Source organism: Mitsuokella sp. UBA4253 (assembly GCF_002395285.1).
Taxonomy (GTDB): domain Bacteria; phylum Bacillota; class Negativicutes; order Selenomonadales; family Selenomonadaceae; genus Mitsuokella; species Mitsuokella jalaludinii.
The window spans coordinates 43,654-61,975 of record NZ_DGWR01000009.1; the positions used below are offsets into that span (position 1 = coordinate 43,654).

Annotated in this window: 18 protein-coding genes and 4 tRNA genes; 16 read left to right on the forward strand and 6 right to left on the reverse strand. The window is 58.8% G+C overall.

The annotated features are described in order from the left end of the window. Window positions 1-57 precede the first annotated feature (57 nt). From B2X55_RS04400 to B2X55_RS04415, 4 genes are all read left to right on the forward strand, one after another. Window positions 58-134 (forward strand) — tRNA-Ile (locus B2X55_RS04400). Window positions 135-158: 24 nt separating this feature from the next. Next, window positions 159-236 (forward strand) — tRNA-Arg (locus B2X55_RS04405). A gap of 4 nt (window positions 237-240) precedes the next feature. Continuing rightward, window positions 241-326, forward strand: a tRNA-Tyr gene (locus tag B2X55_RS04410). Window positions 327-459: 133 nt separating this feature from the next. Continuing rightward, window positions 460-1,863 (forward strand): glycoside hydrolase family 1 protein, encoded by a 1,404-nt coding sequence (locus tag B2X55_RS04415; protein WP_286821036.1) that lies wholly within the window; start codon window positions 460-462, stop codon window positions 1,861-1,863. A 56-nt stretch (window positions 1,864-1,919) separates the two neighbouring features. On the opposite strand, the gene B2X55_RS04420 is transcribed toward B2X55_RS04415, so the two are convergent. Together B2X55_RS04420 and B2X55_RS04425 are read right to left on the reverse strand one after the other, a co-directional pair. Next, window positions 1,920-2,315: a hypothetical protein gene (locus B2X55_RS04420; protein ID WP_286821037.1), complete on the reverse strand. Its 396-nt coding sequence runs from the start codon at window positions 2,313-2,315 to the stop codon at window positions 1,920-1,922. A gap of 68 nt (window positions 2,316-2,383) precedes the next feature. Then, window positions 2,384-2,461 (reverse strand) — tRNA-Arg (locus B2X55_RS04425). Between the two features lie 234 nt (window positions 2,462-2,695). Here B2X55_RS04425 and B2X55_RS04430 point away from each other — a divergent pair. The 3 genes from B2X55_RS04430 to nirJ2 are packed head-to-tail and all read left to right on the forward strand — an operon-like array spanning window position 2,696 to window position 5,538. Next, window positions 2,696-3,307: a TetR/AcrR family transcriptional regulator gene (locus B2X55_RS04430; protein WP_279182125.1), complete on the forward strand. Its 612-nt coding sequence runs from the start codon at window positions 2,696-2,698 to the stop codon at window positions 3,305-3,307. A 45-nt stretch (window positions 3,308-3,352) separates the two neighbouring features. Further along, window positions 3,353-4,543 carry a putative heme d1 biosynthesis radical SAM protein NirJ1 gene (nirJ1, locus tag B2X55_RS04435; RefSeq protein ID WP_055160971.1) on the forward strand — a complete coding sequence of 397 codons (1,191 nt, stop codon included), beginning with the start codon at window positions 3,353-3,355 and terminating at the stop codon, window positions 4,541-4,543. After that, a complete protein-coding gene (nirJ2, locus tag B2X55_RS04440) occupies window positions 4,540-5,538 on the forward strand; it encodes a putative heme d1 biosynthesis radical SAM protein NirJ2 (protein WP_036376175.1) in 999 nt (332 codons plus the stop codon). Before nirJ1 ends, nirJ2 begins: the two co-directional genes overlap by 4 nt. Before the next feature lie 81 nt (window positions 5,539-5,619). On the opposite strand, the gene B2X55_RS04445 is transcribed toward nirJ2, so the two are convergent. Further along, window positions 5,620-5,859: a DUF4405 domain-containing protein gene (locus B2X55_RS04445; RefSeq protein ID WP_279182127.1), complete on the reverse strand. Its 240-nt coding sequence runs from the start codon at window positions 5,857-5,859 to the stop codon at window positions 5,620-5,622. Window positions 5,860-5,963: 104 nt separating this feature from the next. Then, window positions 5,964-7,409: an MFS transporter gene (locus tag B2X55_RS04450; RefSeq protein WP_286821040.1), complete on the reverse strand. Its 1,446-nt coding sequence runs from the start codon at window positions 7,407-7,409 to the stop codon at window positions 5,964-5,966. Window positions 7,410-7,554: 145 nt separating this feature from the next. Between B2X55_RS04450 and B2X55_RS04455 the strand changes: the two genes are divergently transcribed. After that, on the forward strand, window positions 7,555-8,931 hold the full coding sequence (locus tag B2X55_RS04455; RefSeq protein WP_286821042.1) for an MFS transporter: 1,377 nt from the start codon (window positions 7,555-7,557) through the stop codon (window positions 8,929-8,931). Window positions 8,932-8,987: 56 nt separating this feature from the next. On the opposite strand, the gene nagA is transcribed toward B2X55_RS04455, so the two are convergent. Continuing rightward, complete coding sequence (gene nagA, locus B2X55_RS04460) at window positions 8,988-10,151, reverse strand: N-acetylglucosamine-6-phosphate deacetylase (RefSeq protein WP_286821044.1); 1,164 nt, start codon at window positions 10,149-10,151, stop codon at window positions 8,988-8,990. Window positions 10,152-10,322: 171 nt separating this feature from the next. On the opposite strand from nagA, the gene B2X55_RS04465 reads away from it, so the two are divergent. From B2X55_RS04465 to B2X55_RS04475, 3 genes are all read left to right on the forward strand, one after another. After that, on the forward strand, window positions 10,323-11,126 hold the full coding sequence (locus B2X55_RS04465; RefSeq protein WP_270528505.1) for an HAD family hydrolase: 804 nt from the start codon (window positions 10,323-10,325) through the stop codon (window positions 11,124-11,126). After that, window positions 11,127-11,981 (forward strand): histidinol-phosphatase, encoded by an 855-nt coding sequence (locus B2X55_RS04470; RefSeq protein WP_036376194.1) that lies wholly within the window; start codon window positions 11,127-11,129, stop codon window positions 11,979-11,981. A 280-nt stretch (window positions 11,982-12,261) separates the two neighbouring features. Further along, the gene (locus B2X55_RS04475; protein ID WP_270528507.1) at window positions 12,262-12,474 is read left to right on the forward strand and encodes a hypothetical protein; all 213 of its coding nucleotides are present in this window, start codon (window positions 12,262-12,264) and stop codon (window positions 12,472-12,474) included. Between the two features lie 71 nt (window positions 12,475-12,545). Here the strand turns inward: B2X55_RS04475 and B2X55_RS04480 are convergent, their stop codons facing one another. Next, a complete protein-coding gene (locus B2X55_RS04480) occupies window positions 12,546-13,133 on the reverse strand; it encodes a hypothetical protein (protein ID WP_270528508.1) in 588 nt (195 codons plus the stop codon). Window positions 13,134-13,236: 103 nt separating this feature from the next. Between B2X55_RS04480 and hydF the strand changes: the two genes are divergently transcribed. The 5 genes from hydF (at window position 13,237) to hydE (ending at window position 18,319) form a co-directional block, all read left to right on the forward strand. Next, on the forward strand, window positions 13,237-14,463 hold the full coding sequence (hydF, locus tag B2X55_RS04485; RefSeq protein ID WP_286821045.1) for a [FeFe] hydrogenase H-cluster maturation GTPase HydF: 1,227 nt from the start codon (window positions 13,237-13,239) through the stop codon (window positions 14,461-14,463). Between the two features lie 88 nt (window positions 14,464-14,551). Beyond that, window positions 14,552-15,430 carry a hypothetical protein gene (locus B2X55_RS04490; RefSeq protein ID WP_055160998.1) on the forward strand — a complete coding sequence of 293 codons (879 nt, stop codon included), beginning with the start codon at window positions 14,552-14,554 and terminating at the stop codon, window positions 15,428-15,430. Window positions 15,431-15,574: 144 nt separating this feature from the next. Then, window positions 15,575-16,510: a homoserine O-acetyltransferase MetA gene (gene metA, locus B2X55_RS04495; protein ID WP_270528511.1), complete on the forward strand. Its 936-nt coding sequence runs from the start codon at window positions 15,575-15,577 to the stop codon at window positions 16,508-16,510. Window positions 16,511-16,585: 75 nt separating this feature from the next. Beyond that, on the forward strand, window positions 16,586-17,245 hold the full coding sequence (locus B2X55_RS04500; protein ID WP_286821046.1) for a hypothetical protein: 660 nt from the start codon (window positions 16,586-16,588) through the stop codon (window positions 17,243-17,245). 42 nt (window positions 17,246-17,287) lie between these two features. Next, entirely contained in the window at window positions 17,288-18,319 is a 1,032-nt protein-coding gene (gene hydE, locus B2X55_RS04505) for a [FeFe] hydrogenase H-cluster radical SAM maturase HydE (RefSeq protein ID WP_286821092.1), read from the forward strand. Window positions 18,320-18,322: the final 3 nt, after the last annotated feature.

The window sequence follows — 18,322 nt, forward strand, 5'->3', positions numbered from 1 at the left end:
GAGCCTCGTTTTCCGCTCCATTTGCCTGATTCCGCTCTGCGGATCACATATATCAATGGGCCTATAGCTCAGTTGGTTAGAGCAACCGGCTCATAACCGGTCGGTCCTTGGTTCGAGTCCAAGTGGGCCCACCAAAACAATCTTATAACCAATCACATGACTCAGTAGCTCAGCTGGATTAGAGTATTTGACTACGAATCAAAGGGTCGGGGGTTCGAGTCCCTCCTGGGTCACCATTGTGGGTAGGTGCCCGAGTGGTTAAAGGGAACAGACTGTAAATCTGTCATCTTCGGATTACGATGGTTCGAATCCATCCCTGCCCACCACCTTGAATGCATAGCGTCGCGCAAGCGGCGCTTTTTTCATGTCCATCTTGCTCCTGACTGAGAAAAATGATACGATAACGAAGCAGAAGATGTACATCAGAGGAAAATCTGCTGATTCGAGGAGGTTAGAACGATGATATTTCCAGATGATTTTCTCTGGGGCGGTGCTGTGGCTGCCAACCAGTGTGAAGGTGCTTATCATGAGGACGGCAAGGGGCTCGACATCCAGGATGTCATGCCGAAAGGCATCCTGGCGGGGCCGACGGCGGAGCCGACACCTGACAATCTCAAGCTCAAGGCCATCGACTTCTACCATCGCTATCCGGAGGACATCAAGCTCTTTGCAGAGATGGGCTTCAAGGTCTTCCGCACGTCAATTGCCTGGAGCCGCATCTATCCGAATGGCGACGATGCGGAGCCGAACGAGGAGGGGCTGGCATTCTACGACCGCCTCTTCGATGAATGCCGCAAGTACGGCATCGAACCCTTGGTGACGATCTCGCACTACGAGACGCCGCTGCACCTCGCGAAGGCGTACAATGGCTGGGCGAATCACGCGCTCATCGGCTTTTACGAGCGCTATGTGCGCACGCTCTTTACGCGCTACCGGGGCAAGGTCAAGTACTGGCTGACGTTCAACGAGATCAACTCCGTCCTGCACCAGCCGCTGCTCTCAGGCGGCATCATGACGCCGCGCGAAGAGCTGAGCCTCACAGACCTCTACCAGGCGTGCCATCACGAATTCGTGGCCTCGGCGCTCGCGACGAAGCTCGCACATGAGATGATGCCGGAGGCAAAAGTCGGCTGCATGATCCTGGCGATGCCCATCTACCCGCTGACACCTGCCCCTGACGACATGATCGCGGTGATGCAGGCCAACCACTTCAATGATTTCTTCGGCGATATGCATGTGCGCGGGCGCTATCCGGGCTACATGAAGCGCTACTTCCGGGAAAACGGCATTGAAATTCGGATGACGCCGGAGGAGGAGCAGCTGCTTCGCGAGAACACGGTCGACTTTGTATCCTTCAGCTATTATGTCAGCATCTGCGAAGGTCATGGCGGAGAGACCGGCGGCGGCAATATCTTGGGGGGCAAGAAGAATCCGTATCTCAAAGCCAGCGAATGGGGCTGGCAGATCGATCCGCAGGGGCTTCGGTACACGCTCAACCGCTTCTACGACCGTTGGCAGAAGCCGCTCTTCATCGTCGAGAACGGCCTCGGCGCCCGCGATGTGCTCGTCGATGACGGCAGGGGAGGCAGGACGGTCGAGGACGATTACCGCATCGCTTACCTCAACGACCACCTCGTGCAGGTTGGCGAGGCCATCATGGACGGCGTGCCGGTCATGGGCTATACGACCTGGGGCTGCATTGACCTCGTCTCGGCCTCGACGGCACAGATGAGCAAGCGCTACGGCTTCATCTATGTCGACCGCAACGACGACGGCACAGGAACGCTCGCGCGCTACCCCAAGAAGTCGTTCTACTGGTACAGAGATGTCATCGCTTCAAATGGTGCGGCGCTCAAGGCGTGACCGTGAGACAAAAAATCCGCTCGATGAAGAGCGGATTTTTTGTCTCTATGGATGCATCACGATTCGAGCGGGCAGGAGTGCGTCTGGGCTTTTGGGCCGCGCTCAGCCGTGTGCTTGCCCTCGAAGAGCGCCTGACTCACGCGGCGCATGAGCTCTTCTTCCTCGGCGGCGGCGCTGAAGACGAGCTGCTTCTCTTCTGGCTGCACTTCGCCTTCGAGCGATGTGATGGCGAGTTGCAGGCGGTGGTCCTTGTCCTTGCGGAAGGAGTAGTTCTGACGCGTGGCGAGCCACTCTGTGATCATCTCGATGTTCTGGAAGGAAGCGTTCTTGTTGTAGTCCTTGTAGACCTCCGCGGCGATGGAGGCCGCGCGCTTCTTGTCTTCGGACGCTCCGATGATGGAGAAGGCTTTCTGCTGGCCCTCTGTGACGAGTTTTGTGACGATGTAGAGCATGAAATCATCCTTTCCGATGGCTGGTACGAAAAAAGCACTTGCCGAGGCAAGTGCTTTTTGATTTCAAATGGTGACCCAGGAGGGACTCGAACCCCCGACCCTTTGATTCGTAGTCAAATACTCTAATCCAGCTGAGCTACTGAGTCATGTTCTTGTTGGCGTTTATCGCTGTCAACGGATATTATAATATCACCCCTTGGCGCATGTGTCAACACTTTTTTTGAAAAAAGTGTATAGAGCTGGAAAATCCCGGTTTGAGGGCCGCCACAATAAAAAGATGAATTATATTCATTTTTCTCTTTATAAAGGGAGCATTTTCCTTTATAATAGAAAGAGTCAATGATAAAGGGAATGAATTCTTATGGACTGGAGCGATGGACATGGAAGAGAAAATGGGACGCCGGGAGCGGAAGAAGCTGCTGTCGCGCAAGGCAATCCTGGATGCCGCCGTCCGCGAGTTCTCGCGCAAGGGCTTCAAGGAAACTTCTGTGGCCGACATCATGAATGCCGCAGACCTCGGCATCGGCACGTTCTACAACTACTTTGAGTCGAAGGAAGAGATCCTCATGTGCCTGCTGGGCCGTCTCGTGCACGAAGTCGATGAGGCGCTCAAGGATATGCGCGCGGCCAAGCGGCCGTCGTACGAGCTCCTCGATGCAGGCAGCCGCATCACGGCGCGCTTCCTCGACGAGAACCGCTTCCTGCTGCCGCTCTTTCTCGCGGCCGCCGAGCATTCGGCCAAGCCGCAGACTGAAGCACACGACAAGATGCCCAAGGGCATGGTGACGCCTGGCTTCAAGCCGATCTTCGAGGACATCCTGCGCGAGGGGCAGCTTGCGGGGGAGATCCGCGACGATGCCCCGGCTGATCTCATCGCTGAGATGTTCCATTCCGTCTATCAGGCTGCGGCCTTCAGCAAGCTTCCCATTGGTTTTCAAGAGAATGTGGCACTCAAGACGCGCCTGTTGCTCGCTGGGATACGCAAGGCGTGACTGAGCCGCAATGAGATGATGTTATCTATGTTTTAGGAGAGGCTTATGATCAGTGTAACGAAACTCTTATTCGCACGGGAATACTTTGGCGACCGCCTGCGCTATACGAAGAACGCGCACACGATGCGCAATGGCGCGGCAGAGGGCGTTGGCCCTGTCGTCGTCTGGAACTCGACGAAGACATGCAACCTCAAGTGCATGCACTGCTACATGCAGTCGGATGCCAAGAAATACAAGGACGAGCTGACGACGGAAGAGGCGAAGAAGTTCATCGACGACCTCGCGGACTTCCATGTGCCCGTGCTACTGTTCTCGGGCGGCGAACCTTTGATCCGTCCGGACTTCTTCGAGCTAGCGGCTTACGCGCAGGCAAAGGGCGTGCGTCCGACGCTCTCGACGAATGGCACGCTGATCACGCGCGAGGTCGCGCAGCGCATCAAGGACATCGGCGTCGGCTACGTCGGCATCTCGCTCGACGGCCTCAAGGATGTCAACGACAAGTTCCGCGGCGTCGCGGGCGCCTATGAGAAGGCCATGCAGGGCATCAAGAACTGCGTGGCTGTCGGCCAGCGTGTCGGCCTGCGCTTCACGATCAACCACCACAACATCCAGGAGCTCGACCGCATCTTCGACTTCATCGAAGCGGAGAACATCAACCGCGTCTGCTTCTACCACCTCGTCTACTCGGGGCGCGGTGAGCAGATGATGGACCAGGATGTCACGCCGGAGGAATCGCGCCGCGCGATGGACACGATCATCCGCCGCACGAAGGACTTTGAGGAGCGCGGGCTCAAGAAGGAGATCCTGACGGTCGACAACCACTGCGACGGCCCTTACATGTACATCAAAGCGCTCGAGGCGGGCGACCTCGAGACGGCGGCCCAGATCAAGAAGTACATCTCGATGAACGGCGGCAACCGCTCGGGCATCGCCTTTGGCGAGGTCGATCCCTTGGGCTACGTTCACCCGGACCAGTTCACGCAGCATCACACGTTCGGCAATGTGCGTGAGCGCAAGTTCGGCGATATCTGGCAGGATACGACGAATCCCATCATGGCGGGGCTCAAGGACCGCAAGCCGCTCCTCAAAGGGCGCTGTGCGAAGTGCAAGTGGCTTGAGAACTGCAACGGCAACTTCCGCACGCGCGCGGAGGCACGCACGGGTGATTTCTGGGAGTCGGACCCGAGCTGCTACTTGACGGACGAAGAGATTGGACTGACGGAGGAGACGAAATGAAGATCATCTCGTGGAATACGACGAATGCCTGCAATATGTACTGCGCCCACTGCTACCGCGATGCCGGCTGCAAGGCAGAAGAAGAACTGAGTACGGAGGAGGGCAAGAAGCTCCTTTCGGAGATTGCCAAGGCCGGGTTCAAGATCATGATCTTTTCGGGCGGCGAGCCTTTGATGCGCCCCGATATCCTCGAGCTCGTCAAGTACGCCTCGGACCTGCACATGATCCCGGTCTTCGGCACGAACGGCACGCTGATCACGCTCGACATGGCGAAGAAGCTCAAGGAAGCCGGTGCCCGTGCGATGGGTATCTCGCTCGATTCGCTCGACCCGAAGAAGCACGACACGTTTCGCAGCTTCCCGGGCGGCTGGGAAGGCGCCGTGCAGGGCATGAAGAACTGCGCGGCCGTCGGACTGCCGTTCCAGATCCACACGACGGTCATGGACTGGAACCAGGGCGAGCTCGAGGCCATGACGGACTTTGCTGTCGAGATCGGCGCGAAGGCCCATCACTTCTTCTTCCTCGTGCCGACGGGCCGCGCGAAGACCATCGAAGAGGAGTCGCTGCGCGCCGAGCAGTATGAGGATGTGCTCACGCGCATCATGAAGAAGCAGCAGGAGGTCGACATCGAGCTCAAGCCGACGTGCGCACCGCAGTTCCTGCGCATCGCCGACCAGCTCGGCTACAAGACGCGCTTCCACCGCGGCTGCCTCGCCGGCCTCTCGTACTGCATCATCAGCCCACGCGGCAAGGTACAGCCGTGTGCCTATCTCAACATGGAGCTCGGCGACGTGCGCGAGACGCCGTTTGACGAGATCTGGGCCAAGAACGAAGTCCTGCAGAAGCTCCGCACGCTCGACTACAGCGGCGGCTGCGGCGCCTGCCAGTACAAGGGCGCCTGCGGCGGCTGCCGCGCGCGCGCAGCCTACTACCACGGCGGCGACTACATGAGCGAAGAGCCGTGGTGCCTCTACCACGGCCGCCGCGGCGAATGACGCGAGACTCTCTTTACAGGAGAGATATCAAAAAAGACGCAATCCCATTGGGGATGCGTCTTTTTTGATGCATGTTGAGGTTCAATGACCGATCTGCTTCTTGGCCACGGCCTTGATCCACTTCCAGTGCCAGACGAGATGGAAGAGCAGGCCGACCATCATGATGTAGCCGCTGTAAGTGTGGACGTCTGTGATGATGCCCTTGAGGGCGCGGCCGCCGCCGAAGCCGCCGAAGAGATGGAAGTCAAGCACGATGCCCGTGATGATGCAGACGAGGCCGCTGACAAACAGCAGCAGGTCCATGTAAAAGTTCTTCTTCATGAGAATCCCTTCTTTCTGATTCGCTGTATTCATGTGCTCAGTTTACGGGAGAGGGCTGAAAACTGCATGGAGATTCTATGAAAATGAAATTATATTTTCTCATCTTAACACTCGTGGCTTGAGTGGTGCGGTGCAAGGGTGCGGCGCAGTGCAATGCTCATGCAGAGTGCTTGCAGCAGGCCGACGAAGAGCAGCAGCAGGAAGGCGCGGCTCGTGCCGAGGCTGGTCGCTGGGGCGAGGCTTTGCGTGCTCTGCTGGCAGGCCGCGACGATGGCGGCTGGGATGGAGGTACCGACAGCGCCGGCGAGCTGCTGTACGGTGTTGCAGAAGGCGTTGCCGTCTGCGCGGATTGCTTTGGGCAGTGCGCTGAGGCCGTACGTCAGGATGTTGCCGACGGAGAGGCCCTGTCCCATGGCGAAGAGGACGTAGATGGCAGTGAGCCCGAGCGTGCCGACTTCAGGGATGGCAAATTGGAAGAGGAGGAGGCTCAGCAGCAGCAGCGCACTGCCGGTAAGCAGGGGCTTCCTGGCGCCGAGGCTGTCGTAGATGCGGCCGCTGACGGGTGCGAACATGGCGCCGACGATGCAGCCCGGAAGCAGTATGCAGCCGGCTGTGAAGGCCGTCTCGCCCTGCACGATCTGGGAGAAGTTCGGCAGGAGAAAGCCGATGCCGAGGCAGACGAACTGGAAGCAGAGCAGTCCCATCGCCGAGAGCGTGAAGGCCCTGTGGCGCAGGATGGTGATGTTGAGCAGTGGATGCGCGCCGCGCTGGAGCAGGCGCTTCTCCTGACGGACGAAAAGCAGCAGCGAAAAGACGGTCAGGAGCAGCAGGAGGGCGAGCAGCAGCGGCTCTGAAAGCAGGTCGTGGAGATAGCTCGTGAGCAGCAGGAAGGCGGTAAAGGCAGCTCCGAGCAGGATGAGCCCACGGGAATCGAAGGGGCACGGGCCGTAGTCGGAGGACTGGCGGATGGCGTACGTGCCGGCTGCGAGCGAGAAGAGCAGCACGGGCAGCAGGGCGATGAAGATCATGCGCCAGCCGAAGGTGCTGACGATGTAGCCGCCGACGGAGGGACCGACGGCCGGCGCGAGTGCACAGACGAGCATGGCGGCGCCCATCATCAGGCCCATCTTGTCGAGCGGCGCCTGCTCCATGACGATGAGGAACATCAGCGGCAGAGCGATGCCCGTGCCGGCGCCCTGTAAAAGGCGGCCGAACAGCAGTTGGGCAAAACTCGCGGAGGTCGCATCGAGCAAGGTGCCTGTCAGGAAGAGCAGGTTGGCTGCGAGGAAGAGCCGCTTCATGGCGAAGCGCTGCTTGAGGTAACTGGATGTCGGGATGACGATGGCGAGGATCAGCAGGTAGCCTGTCGTGATCCACTGGACGGTGGAAGTGGAGATGGCAAATTCCTGCATGAGCGTCGGGAAGGTGATGTTCATGGCCGTCTCGATGACGACGCCTGTGAAGGAGAGAAGGCCGGCGGCGATGATGGAGAGGAAAAAGCGCAGGTCTGCCCGTCGCTGGAATCCGGATATCGATTTGGAGGTTGGCATAAGTACATCCTTTCTGAATAACTCTGATGAATCGATGGGGGTATTTCTCCGCTTGGGAAATATGTATCAGTATAATAAGATTTTTAAAGTATGCGATTAAAATAAATGGGGTTGTGATATATTTTTTGGGGATTCAGGTGATTGTATGACTTTGACGGATCGCGAGAAGATCCTGTTGCCCATGATGATGTCGGCCTTCGTGACGCCGTTCACGGGCAGTGCCCTGACGCTCTCGCTGCCGGATATCGGACTCGCTTACGGCGTCTCGGCTAATGAACTCGGCTGGGTGCTCGAGATTTTTCTACTCGCTTCCATCGTATTCCTGCTGCCGATGGGCAAGATGGCGGACCGTTTCGGCAAGCGGCGCATCTTTCTCTTGGGGACGACGCTCTTCACATTGTCCTCCGCGCTCTGTGCCGTCATGCCGGATATGGGCTTCCTGCTCGTGGCACGTGCGCTGCAGGGCCTGGCGGCATCGATGCTGTATGCGACGAACATGTCGATCGTCGCGCTCTGCTTTCCGACGACGCAGCGCGGCCGCGCGCTCGGCTGGATGGTCTCGATGGTCTACGTGGGCCTGGCCTGTGGCCCGGTACTCGGCGGACTGCTCAATTACTACGCGGGCTGGCAGAGCATCTTCCTCTCCATCACGCTCGTCAGTCTTGCCTGTACCTGCGCGACATTGCGCTACCTGCATCAGGAATGGAGGGAACAGGAGGTGACAGGCGTCGATGGCAGGGGCGCACTGCTCTACGGTCTCGCGATGATCTTTGCGATGTTCGGTCTGTCGGAGCTGGCGGAACTCTCCTGGGCTTGGAGTTTGCTGCTCCTGGGGATGGTGCTTCTCGGCGCATTCCTCTGGCACGAGTGCAGGACGAAAGATCCCATCCTGCCCGTCTTCATGCTCGTCGAGAACCGCGTCTTTTCGCTGTCGAATCTCACAGCGATGATCGACTACAGCGCGACATTTGCCATCAGCTTCCTGCTGTCGATTTACCTGCAGTCGGTCCTCGGCCTTTCGTCTCGCGAAGCGGGCCTCATGATGCTGATCCAGCCTGTCATCATGGCTCTGCTTGCCCCGACCGCGGGCAAGCTGTCGGATAAATATCCGCCGGCGAAGATAGCAGCCTTCGGCATGGCTGTCACGGCGCTCGGGATACTGGGCCTCGTCGCGGCCGTACGGCTGCAGTCGCTCTGGCTCGTCGTGCCGGTCGTCATCGTCATCGGCGTCGGCTGTGCCTTCTTTGCTGCGCCGAACAACAATGCCATCATGGGGTCTGTCGCCAAAAGACACTACAGCCTCGCGACGGCGATGATTGGCACGGTGCGTCTCGTCGGGCAGGTCGTCTCGGTGGCCATCGTGACGATGGTCCTGTCGCTTGACTGGGATTCGCTGACGGAGATGGAGGAACTCGTCTACAACATCGAGCTATCGTTCATCGTCTTCACCGTGCTCTGTGCCATCGGCGTCTTCCCCTCCTGGGCAGCCCGGCTGAAGAAGGGTGATGGGAACGTAGGATAGGATAGCAAGAATCCCCGCCTCTCTGGCATGAGAGGGCGGGGATTCTTGCGTGGTGGTCATGCATGCCAGGCGTCGCGTCCGGCGACAATTGTGCGCTGGACGTTCAGCGCATTGTCAAAGATCGTGATGTCTGCATTTTTGCCGACGCTCAGCGAGCCGAGCTTGTCGTAGAGGCCAAGCTCCGCAGCCGGCGTCTTGGTGACCGCCTCGATGACCTCTTCAATCGGTGCACCGGTGTTTTCGCGGAAGATGCGCAGGCCGTCGTTCATGCAGAGCACGCTGCCGGCAATCGTGCCGTCCTCGAGCGTTGCGAGCGTGCCCTTGACGAAGACCTTCTGGCCGCCAAGCTCGGACGGACCGTCGCCGAGTCCGCAGGCGCGCAGGGAGTCAGTGATGAGGATGAGGTGGTCCTTCTTGAGGCGGTAGACGAGGCGCTGTACGGCTGGATGGATGTGGACGTTATCGACGATGAGCTCGCAGTTGGCATCCGTATCGAGTGCGGCGCCGACGACGCCGGGATGCCGCTGATGCAGGCCAGTCATCGCATTGAAGAGATGTGTGATGTGCTTGGCACCGTACTGCTCGATGGCCTGGCGCGCCGTCTCGTAATCGGCTGCCGTGTGGCCGAGCGAGACGACGATGCCGCGCGCATGGCAGTCGGCGATGAACTTGCCCTGGTCGTGCAGCTCCTCCGGTGCGACGGTGACGATCTTGACGATGTCCTCATATGGTGCAATCTTCTCGAAGTCGGCCTTAGCGATGTTCTTTTCGGCCTGGGCGCCTTTCTTGGCTGGGCTGATGAACGGTCCTTCCATGTGGCAGCCGAGCACGCGTGCGCCTTCTTCGCGCGCCATGGCCTCGCGTACGTGGCGGAAGGCGCGTTCGAGCGTCGGGAAGTCGTACGTCATGGTCGTGGGCAAAAAGGAGGTCACGCCGGTCCTGGCCTGGAATCGCTGCATCTGTCGGATGGCCTCCGTGTCGTCGTCCATTGTGTCGGCACCGACGCAGCCGTGGATGTGGACGTTGAGGAAGCCCGGCGAGACGTAGGCCCCGCGCGCATCGATGCATTCCTCGAGCCCCTCGCGCTCATCTTCTGAGATGGTGGCGGCGGGGCGGATTCTCTGTATCTTCTCGTCGAAGAATAGTGTGAGCCCTTCCTCGACCGTAAAACGTCCCGACTCGTCGGGGATGATGAATCTGCCGTTGATGATTGCTTTCATGGATTCTTCTCCTAACTGTGCGCACTGCGCTCAAAATCTTTTTTCATTATACACCTTCACCCGACCTGCGGGAAAGAATTGAAAAGAGCGGTCGTTTCCTGCTATAATGGGGGTGATTTCATGGTGTTGCATGGCCGCTGCGGGCGGCATGTTGAGATTGTGAGGGATGGTATGATCAAGATCATTTTTTCGGATATGGATGGGACGCTGCTGGACGAACATGGCAATGTCCCCGAGGGATTTGACGAGATTGCAGAGGAACTCCAAAAGCGTGGCGTCATGTTTGCACCGGCTTCCGGCCGCCAGTATTATTCGCTTGAGGATAGTTTCATGAAGTACAAGGACCGCTTCCTGTTCCTGGCCGAGAACGGCACGGTCGTCATGTACAAGGGTGAGAAGATCTTCACGTGCCCGATGGACAAGCAGATCGCGCAGCAGGTGCTCAAGGTAGTCGAGCCATTCCCGGAGATTTACGGCGTCTTCTGCGGCACGAAGAACGGCTACGTGCTTTCCCGGCAGTACACGGATGAATTCCTGCAGGAACTCCACAAGTACTACACGCACTCTGAACCGATCCCGTCGTTCATCGATGTGCCGGATGAACCGGTCAAGGTGTCTCTGTTCGATCCGACGGGCCGCGCGGAAGAGACGATCTACCCGCTCGTGCGCCAGTTCGAGAAGGACCTGCAGGTCGTCCTGGCCAGCGACTACTGGGTGGACCTCATGAACCCGGGCATCAACAAGGGAGTGGCCGTCAGGGAAGTGCAGAAGCGCTTCGGCATCCGCCCTGAGGAATGTGCCGCGTTCGGCGACTACATGAACGACGCCGAGATGATGGAAGCCGTCTCGTACAGCTTTGCGATGGGCAATGCGTACCCTGCAATCAAGAAGCTCGCGCGCTTCGAGACGGGGACAAATGTGGAGAAGGGCGTCCTGATGGGCATCGAGCGCCTGATGAAGGAAGGACTGATTTAAATGCGCATGGACTATCACATGCATTTCGAGAAGGGTTCCTACGACGAGACATGGGTCGAGGGCTTCTTCGAGGCCGCCAAGAAGCGCGGCCTTGCGGAGATCGGCATCTCAGAGCACTCACACACGTTCCCGGAATTCAAGGACCTTTACTATGAAGACCTCGTACTCGATGATTCGTTCATCGGCACGTTCCAGCAGCAGTGGCTCAAGAGCAACAAGTTCAAGTACACGCTCGACGAGTACTTCGCCTTCATGCACAAGCTGCAACAGAAGCATCGCGTCAAGATCGGCATCGAGGTCTGTAACTTCCAGGACCAGGCGAAGGTACGCGACATCCTCAAGGATTACGATTTTGACTACATCATCGGCTCGGTGCATTTCCTGCGCGGCTGGGCTTACGACTCGTCGGAAATCAAGGCGGAGTGGGAGAAGCACTCGCTCGAGGACATCTACGAGTGGTATACGGAAGAAGTGGAGAAGCTCGCGGACTCCGGCCTCTACGATGTGCTCGGCCATCCGTTCAACATCCGCCTGTTCCGCTACCTGCCGGATTTCGATGTAACGCCGTACCTCACGCGCGTGGCGAAGGCGCTCAAGAAAGCTGATATGGTCGTCGACGTCAATACGGGCACGTACTACCGCTATCCCATCCATGAGATCTCGCCGTACCCTGATTTCATGAAGCTCGCGGCTCATTATGACCTGCCCATCATCACGACTTCTGATGCGCACAAGCCCGAGGATTGCGGCAACTACAATGAGATGGCCGTCGACTACGCCAAGAGCTTCGGCTATGCGGGCAGCATCCGCTTCGACAAGCGTCAGCGTACGCTTGTTTCGTTCGATTTGGAATAAATTTCATATATTGTATCATGATTATTATTGTTTTACCCCTTGACGAATGGAACCGGTAACGTTATAATAACATCGAACCGAGAAAAACAACTCAGCTTGAGGAAAGTCATCTGATTAGCAAGATGGTGGCACAGACTGATGAGCCACATGCGAGTTCTTCTTGAGAGCCGTCACATGTAGGGAAGTTTGTCTTGTAGTCTGGATGATTGACAGAAGTGAGTCGTGGGTGTTTGTTACCATTACTTTTTTGTTATTCATGCAGTTTCAAGGAGAGATTATCGTGAAAGTACAGATTTATTCGCAGTGGATGGAAGAAGTTTATGTGCCGGTCCGCGTGAGACAGTTCGCTAAGGCAGCGAAGCTCATGGGCAAGAGCTTCGAGCAGTATGCTGCCGCGGATGATGTGAAAGCTGACACGGCCGATGAGCGCGAGCTCGTCGAAAGCTGGCTGAGTAAGCGCTCTGCTGCAATCGCTGCAGAGGGCGTTGCCTGAACACACGCGAAAATACAGAAGACTCGCCGTCTGGCGAGTCTTTTTTTATGCCGTTGAGCCTCGGTCAATGCTCAATGGAGTTTCTTGGCTGTCTCTGGCATCTGCGGCGCATGCGGGATGGAGAGGGCGACGTGCTGAACGGCCGCGGCCGCTTCGCGCATCATCGCCGGTGTCTTCTCGGCCCAGATGCGCTGGACCTTCTTGCGGAAGCCTTCTGCCGAGAAGGGTTTCTTCTTCTGGGCGGCGACGTGCTTCCTGATGACAGACTGGCATTTGTCCGATAGCTCGATGTCGCGCTGGGCGAGCAGGATCTGCAGCGTCGTGTCGACGAGGTAGAGGTGCAGGGTCTTGTCCTGCAGGCTCTTCTCTGTCGGCATCAGTCCCTCTTTGAGGTTGTGGAGCGACAGCGGCGCATCGCCCCAGCCCTCCTTGAAGATGCCGTCAATCTGGTAGAGCAGGAAGAGCAGGCCGTCCTGCTCGTAGAAGGCGAATTCCATCTCACCCGTGCGGAAGGCCTCGCGCGCGATGACGTCCGTGCGCGAGAGCTGCAGGATGAACATCGCGCCGTTGGCGTCGACCTGGAACATCGCGCCGTCGGCCTGCGTGGCAATCGGCATCGGGAATTTCTGGCCAATCTCAAAATTCGTGTACTCACTCATGTTGTATCCCTCGTTTTCTTCGTATGTGCTCTTTCTATTTTACCACAATCTCATGGGTGGGAACATCCGGCTGTGCTATACTTAGGGAAAAGGGGGAATGAGCATGAGCCTCAATGATACACCGCGCGCGATGCGCCTTCACATCGGCCTGTTCGGCCGCCGCAACAGCGGCAAGTCGTCTCTTATCAACGCGTTGACGGGACAGCATGTCGCGACCGTCTCGGATGTTCCGGGCACGACAACAGACCCGGTCTACAAGTCGATGGAGATCCACGGCATCGGTCCCGTCGTCTTCATCGACACGGCAGGCTTCGACGACAGCGGCAGCCTCGGTGAACTGCGCGTCGAGCGCACGAGAGATGCGGCGAAGGAGACGGACATCGCCCTCGTGCTGCTTTCAACCGGTCCGGATGATGGAGCAGGAGCGGCAGGGAATGAAGATGCCTTTCGCTGGCTCGAGCAGCTGAAGAGGCGCGGCGTTCCCGCCATCTCCGTCATCAGCCGCATCGATGAGAGCACGGCGGCCGCATCTCTTGCGCAGGTCATCGAAGCGAGGACAGGTGAGCGTCCCGTGCTCGTCAGCGCTGCGACGGGCGAGGGTCTAGCGGCGCTGCGCGCGGAAATCGCGCGCCATTTGCCAGAGGACTACCGGGCGCGCAGCATCACGGCCGAGGTCTGCGAGAGCGGGGATGCAGTCCTGCTCGTCATGCCGCAGGACATCCAGGCGCCGAAGGGACGCCTGATCCTGCCGCAGGTCCAGACGCTGCGCGAACTGCTCGACCGCAAGTGCCTCGTCTCGTGCTGCACGACGGACTGCCTGCCCGCGATGCTCGCCTCAATGGCAAAGGCACCGGACCTTGTCATCACGGACTCGCAGGCATTCCGGACGGTCCACGCGCTGCTGCCCGCAGGCTGTCGGCTGACTTCGTTTTCCGTGCTGTTCGCTGCGTTCAAAGGCGATGCGCCGTTCTTCGCCGAGTCGGCCCGCCTCCTGCGCGCGCTGCCTGCCAATGCAAAGATCCTGATCGCCGAGGCCTGCACCCACAAGCCACTGCGCGAGGATATCGGCCGCGTCAAGCTGCCGCGCCTGCTCAAGAAGGTGCTCGGCGATGCAATCACCGTGACGGTGACAGCGGGCCGCGACTTCCCCGAGGATCTCACGCCCTTCGACATCGTCATCCACTGCGGCGCCTGCATGTTCAACCGCGCCTATGTCATGAGCCGCGTCGCGGCCTGCCGGAGCGCGCACGTGCCGATGACGAATTACGGTATGGCCATCGCCGCACTGCTCGGCATCCTCGACGATGTCGCGATACCAGGTGTTGACTGATTGCGGCTCGTTTTAGTTGGCTGTCCTTGCTGTACCTGCATGAATACGATACAATAGAAGAGAAACAAATACAACAGAGGTGAGTAACATGAAACACGCATCCTGCATTACGGCGAGCCTGCTCCTGCTGCTCGTCTGCTTCTTGTTCATGCCGCTCGGCATTGTGCGGGCGGAGGGCTGGTACTGGCTGTCGTCGGACAGCAAGTACAGCAAGTATTTTGAACCGTCTTCTGTTCACGTCACGCACAGCGCGGAGACGAGCCATGGCTCCGTCGCGACGGAGATTACGGCATGGACGAAGACGACGTACAGCTACGAGGGCGCCAAGGAGACGCTCGACAATTACGGCCTTAGCGGCCTGATCCCTGACCCCGCGCAGCTGTCATACAGCCTTGCGGAGGTGGCCATCAATCCGCAGAACAGGACCATCCAGTACACGAAAGAGGATTTCTACAACCCGCAGGGCGCAGTCATCTGGTCGAAGGTGGACGGGCGCGTGAAGGAGATTACGAGCCAGCAGTTCGATGAGGCGTTCTATGATGCCATCGTCGATTCGGTATTCGGTGTCGGCGAAGTGGACAGGGCCAGCGCCAAGGACCGCTGGCTCACGCTTTACTCGCATGCGGACGTCGATGGCACGCAGACGCATGTGACGGCCGACACGACGACGATGCGCATGAAAGGCGACAATCTGCTCTTCTGGCAGTGGTCCGAGCACAAGGACGCCGACGGCAATGTCACGAAGATCACCTTCATGAAGCGGACGGTCAATCTGCCGCAGGGAACAGAGCGCCTGATCCGCGCGGAGACCTGGACGCCGTCTCAGGGATGGCAGGATGTGGAGAGCGGTCTCGACGGCGCTTATCACATGATTGCGGCCGATTCGCCAGCGTATCAAGGGCTCCTGCAGTTGCGCGCCTATGCGAAGGCCAATGCCAGCTGGGTCCATCGCTACAGCATCTGGTGAGTCGATATACGGGAATCAAGCGGGCAGATCTCTTTTATTCAAAGGGGTCTGCCTTTTTGTGTACAGACTGTTGGATGTGATATAATAAGAAATATTGTATCTGTTTCCGTTTTACTGCCGTGGCATGTGGAAGGAAGTGTTTTCATGCCAATCAAGATACCGAACAACTTGCCGGCCGCCCATATCCTCGAAGGAGAAAATATCTTCGTCATGGATGCGGACCGCGCTTACAGCCAGGATATTCGCCCGCTCAAGATCCTCATACTGAACCTCATGCCGATCAAGTACATCACCGAGACGCAGCTCTTACGCCTGCTCGGCAATACGCCGCTGCAGATCGAGGTGGACTTCATCTACACCGAGTCGTACACGCCGAGCCACACGTCGCAGGAATACCTGACGGAGTTCTACGGCACGTTCGCAGAAGTCCGCCACAAGAAGTACGATGGCATGATCATCACGGGCGCGCCCGTTGAGATGATGCCATTCGAGGAAGTCGCCTACTGGGATGAGATCTCGGAGATCATGGAGTGGAGCAAGACGCATGTCTACTCGACGTTCCACATCTGCTGGGGCGCGCAGGCCGGCCTCTACTACCACTACGGCGTCCCGAAGTACCAGGTGCCAGAGAAGATCTTCGGCGTCTACAAGCATCACCTCTGCGTCGAGCACGAGAAGCTCTTCCGCGGCTTCGACGATGAGTTCTTCGTGCCGCACTCGCGCCATACGGAGAACCACCGCGAGGACATCGAGAAGGTGCCGGAGCTCACGATCCTGGCGGAGGCCGAGGGGGATGCCGGCGTCTACGCCATCGCCAACCTCAAGAAGCGCCAGTTCTTCATCACGGGCCATGCAGAGTACGACCCGCTGACGCTCAAGCAGGAGTACGACCGCGACGAGAAGGCTGGCATGCATCCGAAGATTCCGCAGAACTACTATCCCGATGACGATCCGACGAAGAAGCCTGTCGTGCGCTGGCGCAGCGTCGCGCACCTGCTCTTTGCCAACTGGCTCAACTACTACGTCTACCAGGAGACGCCGTACGTCCTCGACGAACTCTACAAGGAGAGCGACGACTGAGTGCTTCACTAAACTTTCAGCCGACAGTTCTATACTGATGGTGTCACGATACAGCACGATACAGGAGGGAATCTCATGAACAAGTTCAAGAATACCTGCCTCGGCCTGATGGCTGCTGCTGCCTTCTTCACGGCAGTGCCGGCCTGTGAGGCGGCCAGCATAGATGTGCCGGAGAATGTCTTCCAGTGGGTCCAGTCGACGGCGCGGCAGAATTACTACTTCAATAAGGAGCAGATGTGCTACGCGGTCAATCCAAACGGGGAAATCGATATCGGTACGCTGATCGTGCCGACGCTGCGCACGTTCGATGATGTACAGAAGCAGGATGTCATCGACAAGCGCCGCTGGAAGATGCTGTCAGTCAAGGGGTACGACGACCTCGTCGGCTGTGCCGACTACCTCGCCATCGACCTGCGCGACCGCACGATAAAGGTCACGAAGCATGACGACCTCGACAGCACGTGGTCGGCGCTCGACTCGACTGTCGACGCGGCAACCATCGACATGAAGAAGCTCTCGGGCAAGGATGTCGACTCGAAGTTCTGCAACGCTGTCCTGCAGTATGCGGCCAAGCATCAGGATGAGCTCATCGCGCGCACGAAGGGCAAGCTCAGTGCAGCCGATGCCAAGATCCTCAAGACGAAGAAGGACCCGCTGTTCCAGCTTGTAGCTGCGTCGCAGTCAGCAGATGCCGACAGCACGGCCGGCACGGCGAAGCACCGCGCAAGGAAATAAAGGGATAGATTTGAGAGGAGGAGCGGTGTGGAGCAGCAGGAAATGGAAGCGTGCGTGAAGCGGGCAGAAGCGTCGCATGTGCTGACGCCCGAGGAGATCACAGCACTACTGGGCGCACCGGAGGTGGAAGAATGCCTCGCTGCGGCTGCTGACCGCGTGCGCCATGCATTTGTCGGCGACGGCGTGCACCTGCGCGGACTCATCGAATTCTCGAACATCTGCCGCCAGAACTGCATGTACTGCGGCTTGCGGCGCGAGAACGGCAAGGTCGAGCGCTATCGGCTCGACGCCGATACCATCGTGGAGCTCGCGCACAAGGCAAAGGGCTACGGCTATCAGACAGTCGTCCTGCAGTCGGGCGAGGACCTGTACTTCACGGCAGAGCGTCTCGCTGCCATCGTCCGTCGCCTCAAGGAGCTCGACCTTGCCGTGACGCTGTCGGTGGGGGAGCGCAGCTATGAGGAGTACGCACTCTGGCGCACTGCCGGTGCCGACCGCTATCTGCTGCGCATCGAGACGACGGACGAGGCGGTCTACGAGCGCTGGGACCCGGGCATGGACTACGCCAACCGCGTGCGCTGCCTGCACGACCTGCGCGCGCTCGGCTATGAGGTCGGCACGGGGACGCTCGTGGGCCTGCCGGGGCAGAGCCTTGCTTCGATTGCGGCAGACATCCTGTTCTACCAGCAGCTCGATGCGGACATGGTCGGCATCGGCCCCTTGATCCCGAATCCCGACACGCCGCTCGGCACGGCGGTGCCTGGCGACTTTCACCTGACGCGACGCATGGTCGCCCTGCTGCGCCTGCTGCTGCCCGAGGCCAACATCCCCGCAACGACGGCCATGGAGACGATGGTGCCGCACGGCCGCGAGCTCATCCTCGCGTCGGGGGCCAATGTCGTCATGCCGAATGTCACCGAGGGCGACCCGCGCCGCAACTATGCCCTGTACCCCGGCAAGGTCTGCGTGGCCGACACGCCGGCTGCCTGCCGCAGCTGCATGAGTGGGCGCATCCGCGCGATGGGACGCTTCGTCGCGAAGGACAAGGGCTTCCGCCGCCACCATCAATCGTGAAAC

Bases quoted from the DNA above. Each gene is read 5' to 3' on its own strand.
- B2X55_RS04415 (WP_286821036.1), top strand. From the start codon at position 460: ATGATATTTCCAGATGATTTTCTCTGGGGCGGTGCTGTGGCTGCCAAC.
- B2X55_RS04420 (WP_286821037.1), bottom strand. From the start codon at position 2,315: ATGCTCTACATCGTCACAAAACTCGTCACAGAGGGCCAGCAGAAAGCC.
- B2X55_RS04430 (WP_279182125.1), top strand. From the start codon at position 2,696: ATGGAAGAGAAAATGGGACGCCGGGAGCGGAAGAAGCTGCTGTCGCGC.
- nirJ1 (WP_055160971.1), top strand. From the start codon at position 3,353: ATGATCAGTGTAACGAAACTCTTATTCGCACGGGAATACTTTGGCGAC.
- nirJ2 (WP_036376175.1), top strand. From the start codon at position 4,540: ATGAAGATCATCTCGTGGAATACGACGAATGCCTGCAATATGTACTGC.
- B2X55_RS04445 (WP_279182127.1), bottom strand. From the start codon at position 5,859: ATGAAGAAGAACTTTTACATGGACCTGCTGCTGTTTGTCAGCGGCCTC.
- B2X55_RS04450 (WP_286821040.1), bottom strand. From the start codon at position 7,409: ATGCCAACCTCCAAATCGATATCCGGATTCCAGCGACGGGCAGACCTG.
- B2X55_RS04455 (WP_286821042.1), top strand. From the start codon at position 7,555: ATGACTTTGACGGATCGCGAGAAGATCCTGTTGCCCATGATGATGTCG.
- nagA (WP_286821044.1), bottom strand. From the start codon at position 10,151: ATGAAAGCAATCATCAACGGCAGATTCATCATCCCCGACGAGTCGGGA.
- B2X55_RS04465 (WP_270528505.1), top strand. From the start codon at position 10,323: ATGATCAAGATCATTTTTTCGGATATGGATGGGACGCTGCTGGACGAA.
- B2X55_RS04470 (WP_036376194.1), top strand. From the start codon at position 11,127: ATGCGCATGGACTATCACATGCATTTCGAGAAGGGTTCCTACGACGAG.
- B2X55_RS04480 (WP_270528508.1), bottom strand. From the start codon at position 13,133: ATGAGTGAGTACACGAATTTTGAGATTGGCCAGAAATTCCCGATGCCG.
- hydF (WP_286821045.1), top strand. From the start codon at position 13,237: ATGAGCCTCAATGATACACCGCGCGCGATGCGCCTTCACATCGGCCTG.
- B2X55_RS04490 (WP_055160998.1), top strand. From the start codon at position 14,552: ATGAAACACGCATCCTGCATTACGGCGAGCCTGCTCCTGCTGCTCGTC.
- metA (WP_270528511.1), top strand. From the start codon at position 15,575: ATGCCAATCAAGATACCGAACAACTTGCCGGCCGCCCATATCCTCGAA.
- B2X55_RS04500 (WP_286821046.1), top strand. From the start codon at position 16,586: ATGAACAAGTTCAAGAATACCTGCCTCGGCCTGATGGCTGCTGCTGCC.
- hydE (WP_286821092.1), top strand. From the start codon at position 17,288: ATGGAAGCGTGCGTGAAGCGGGCAGAAGCGTCGCATGTGCTGACGCCC.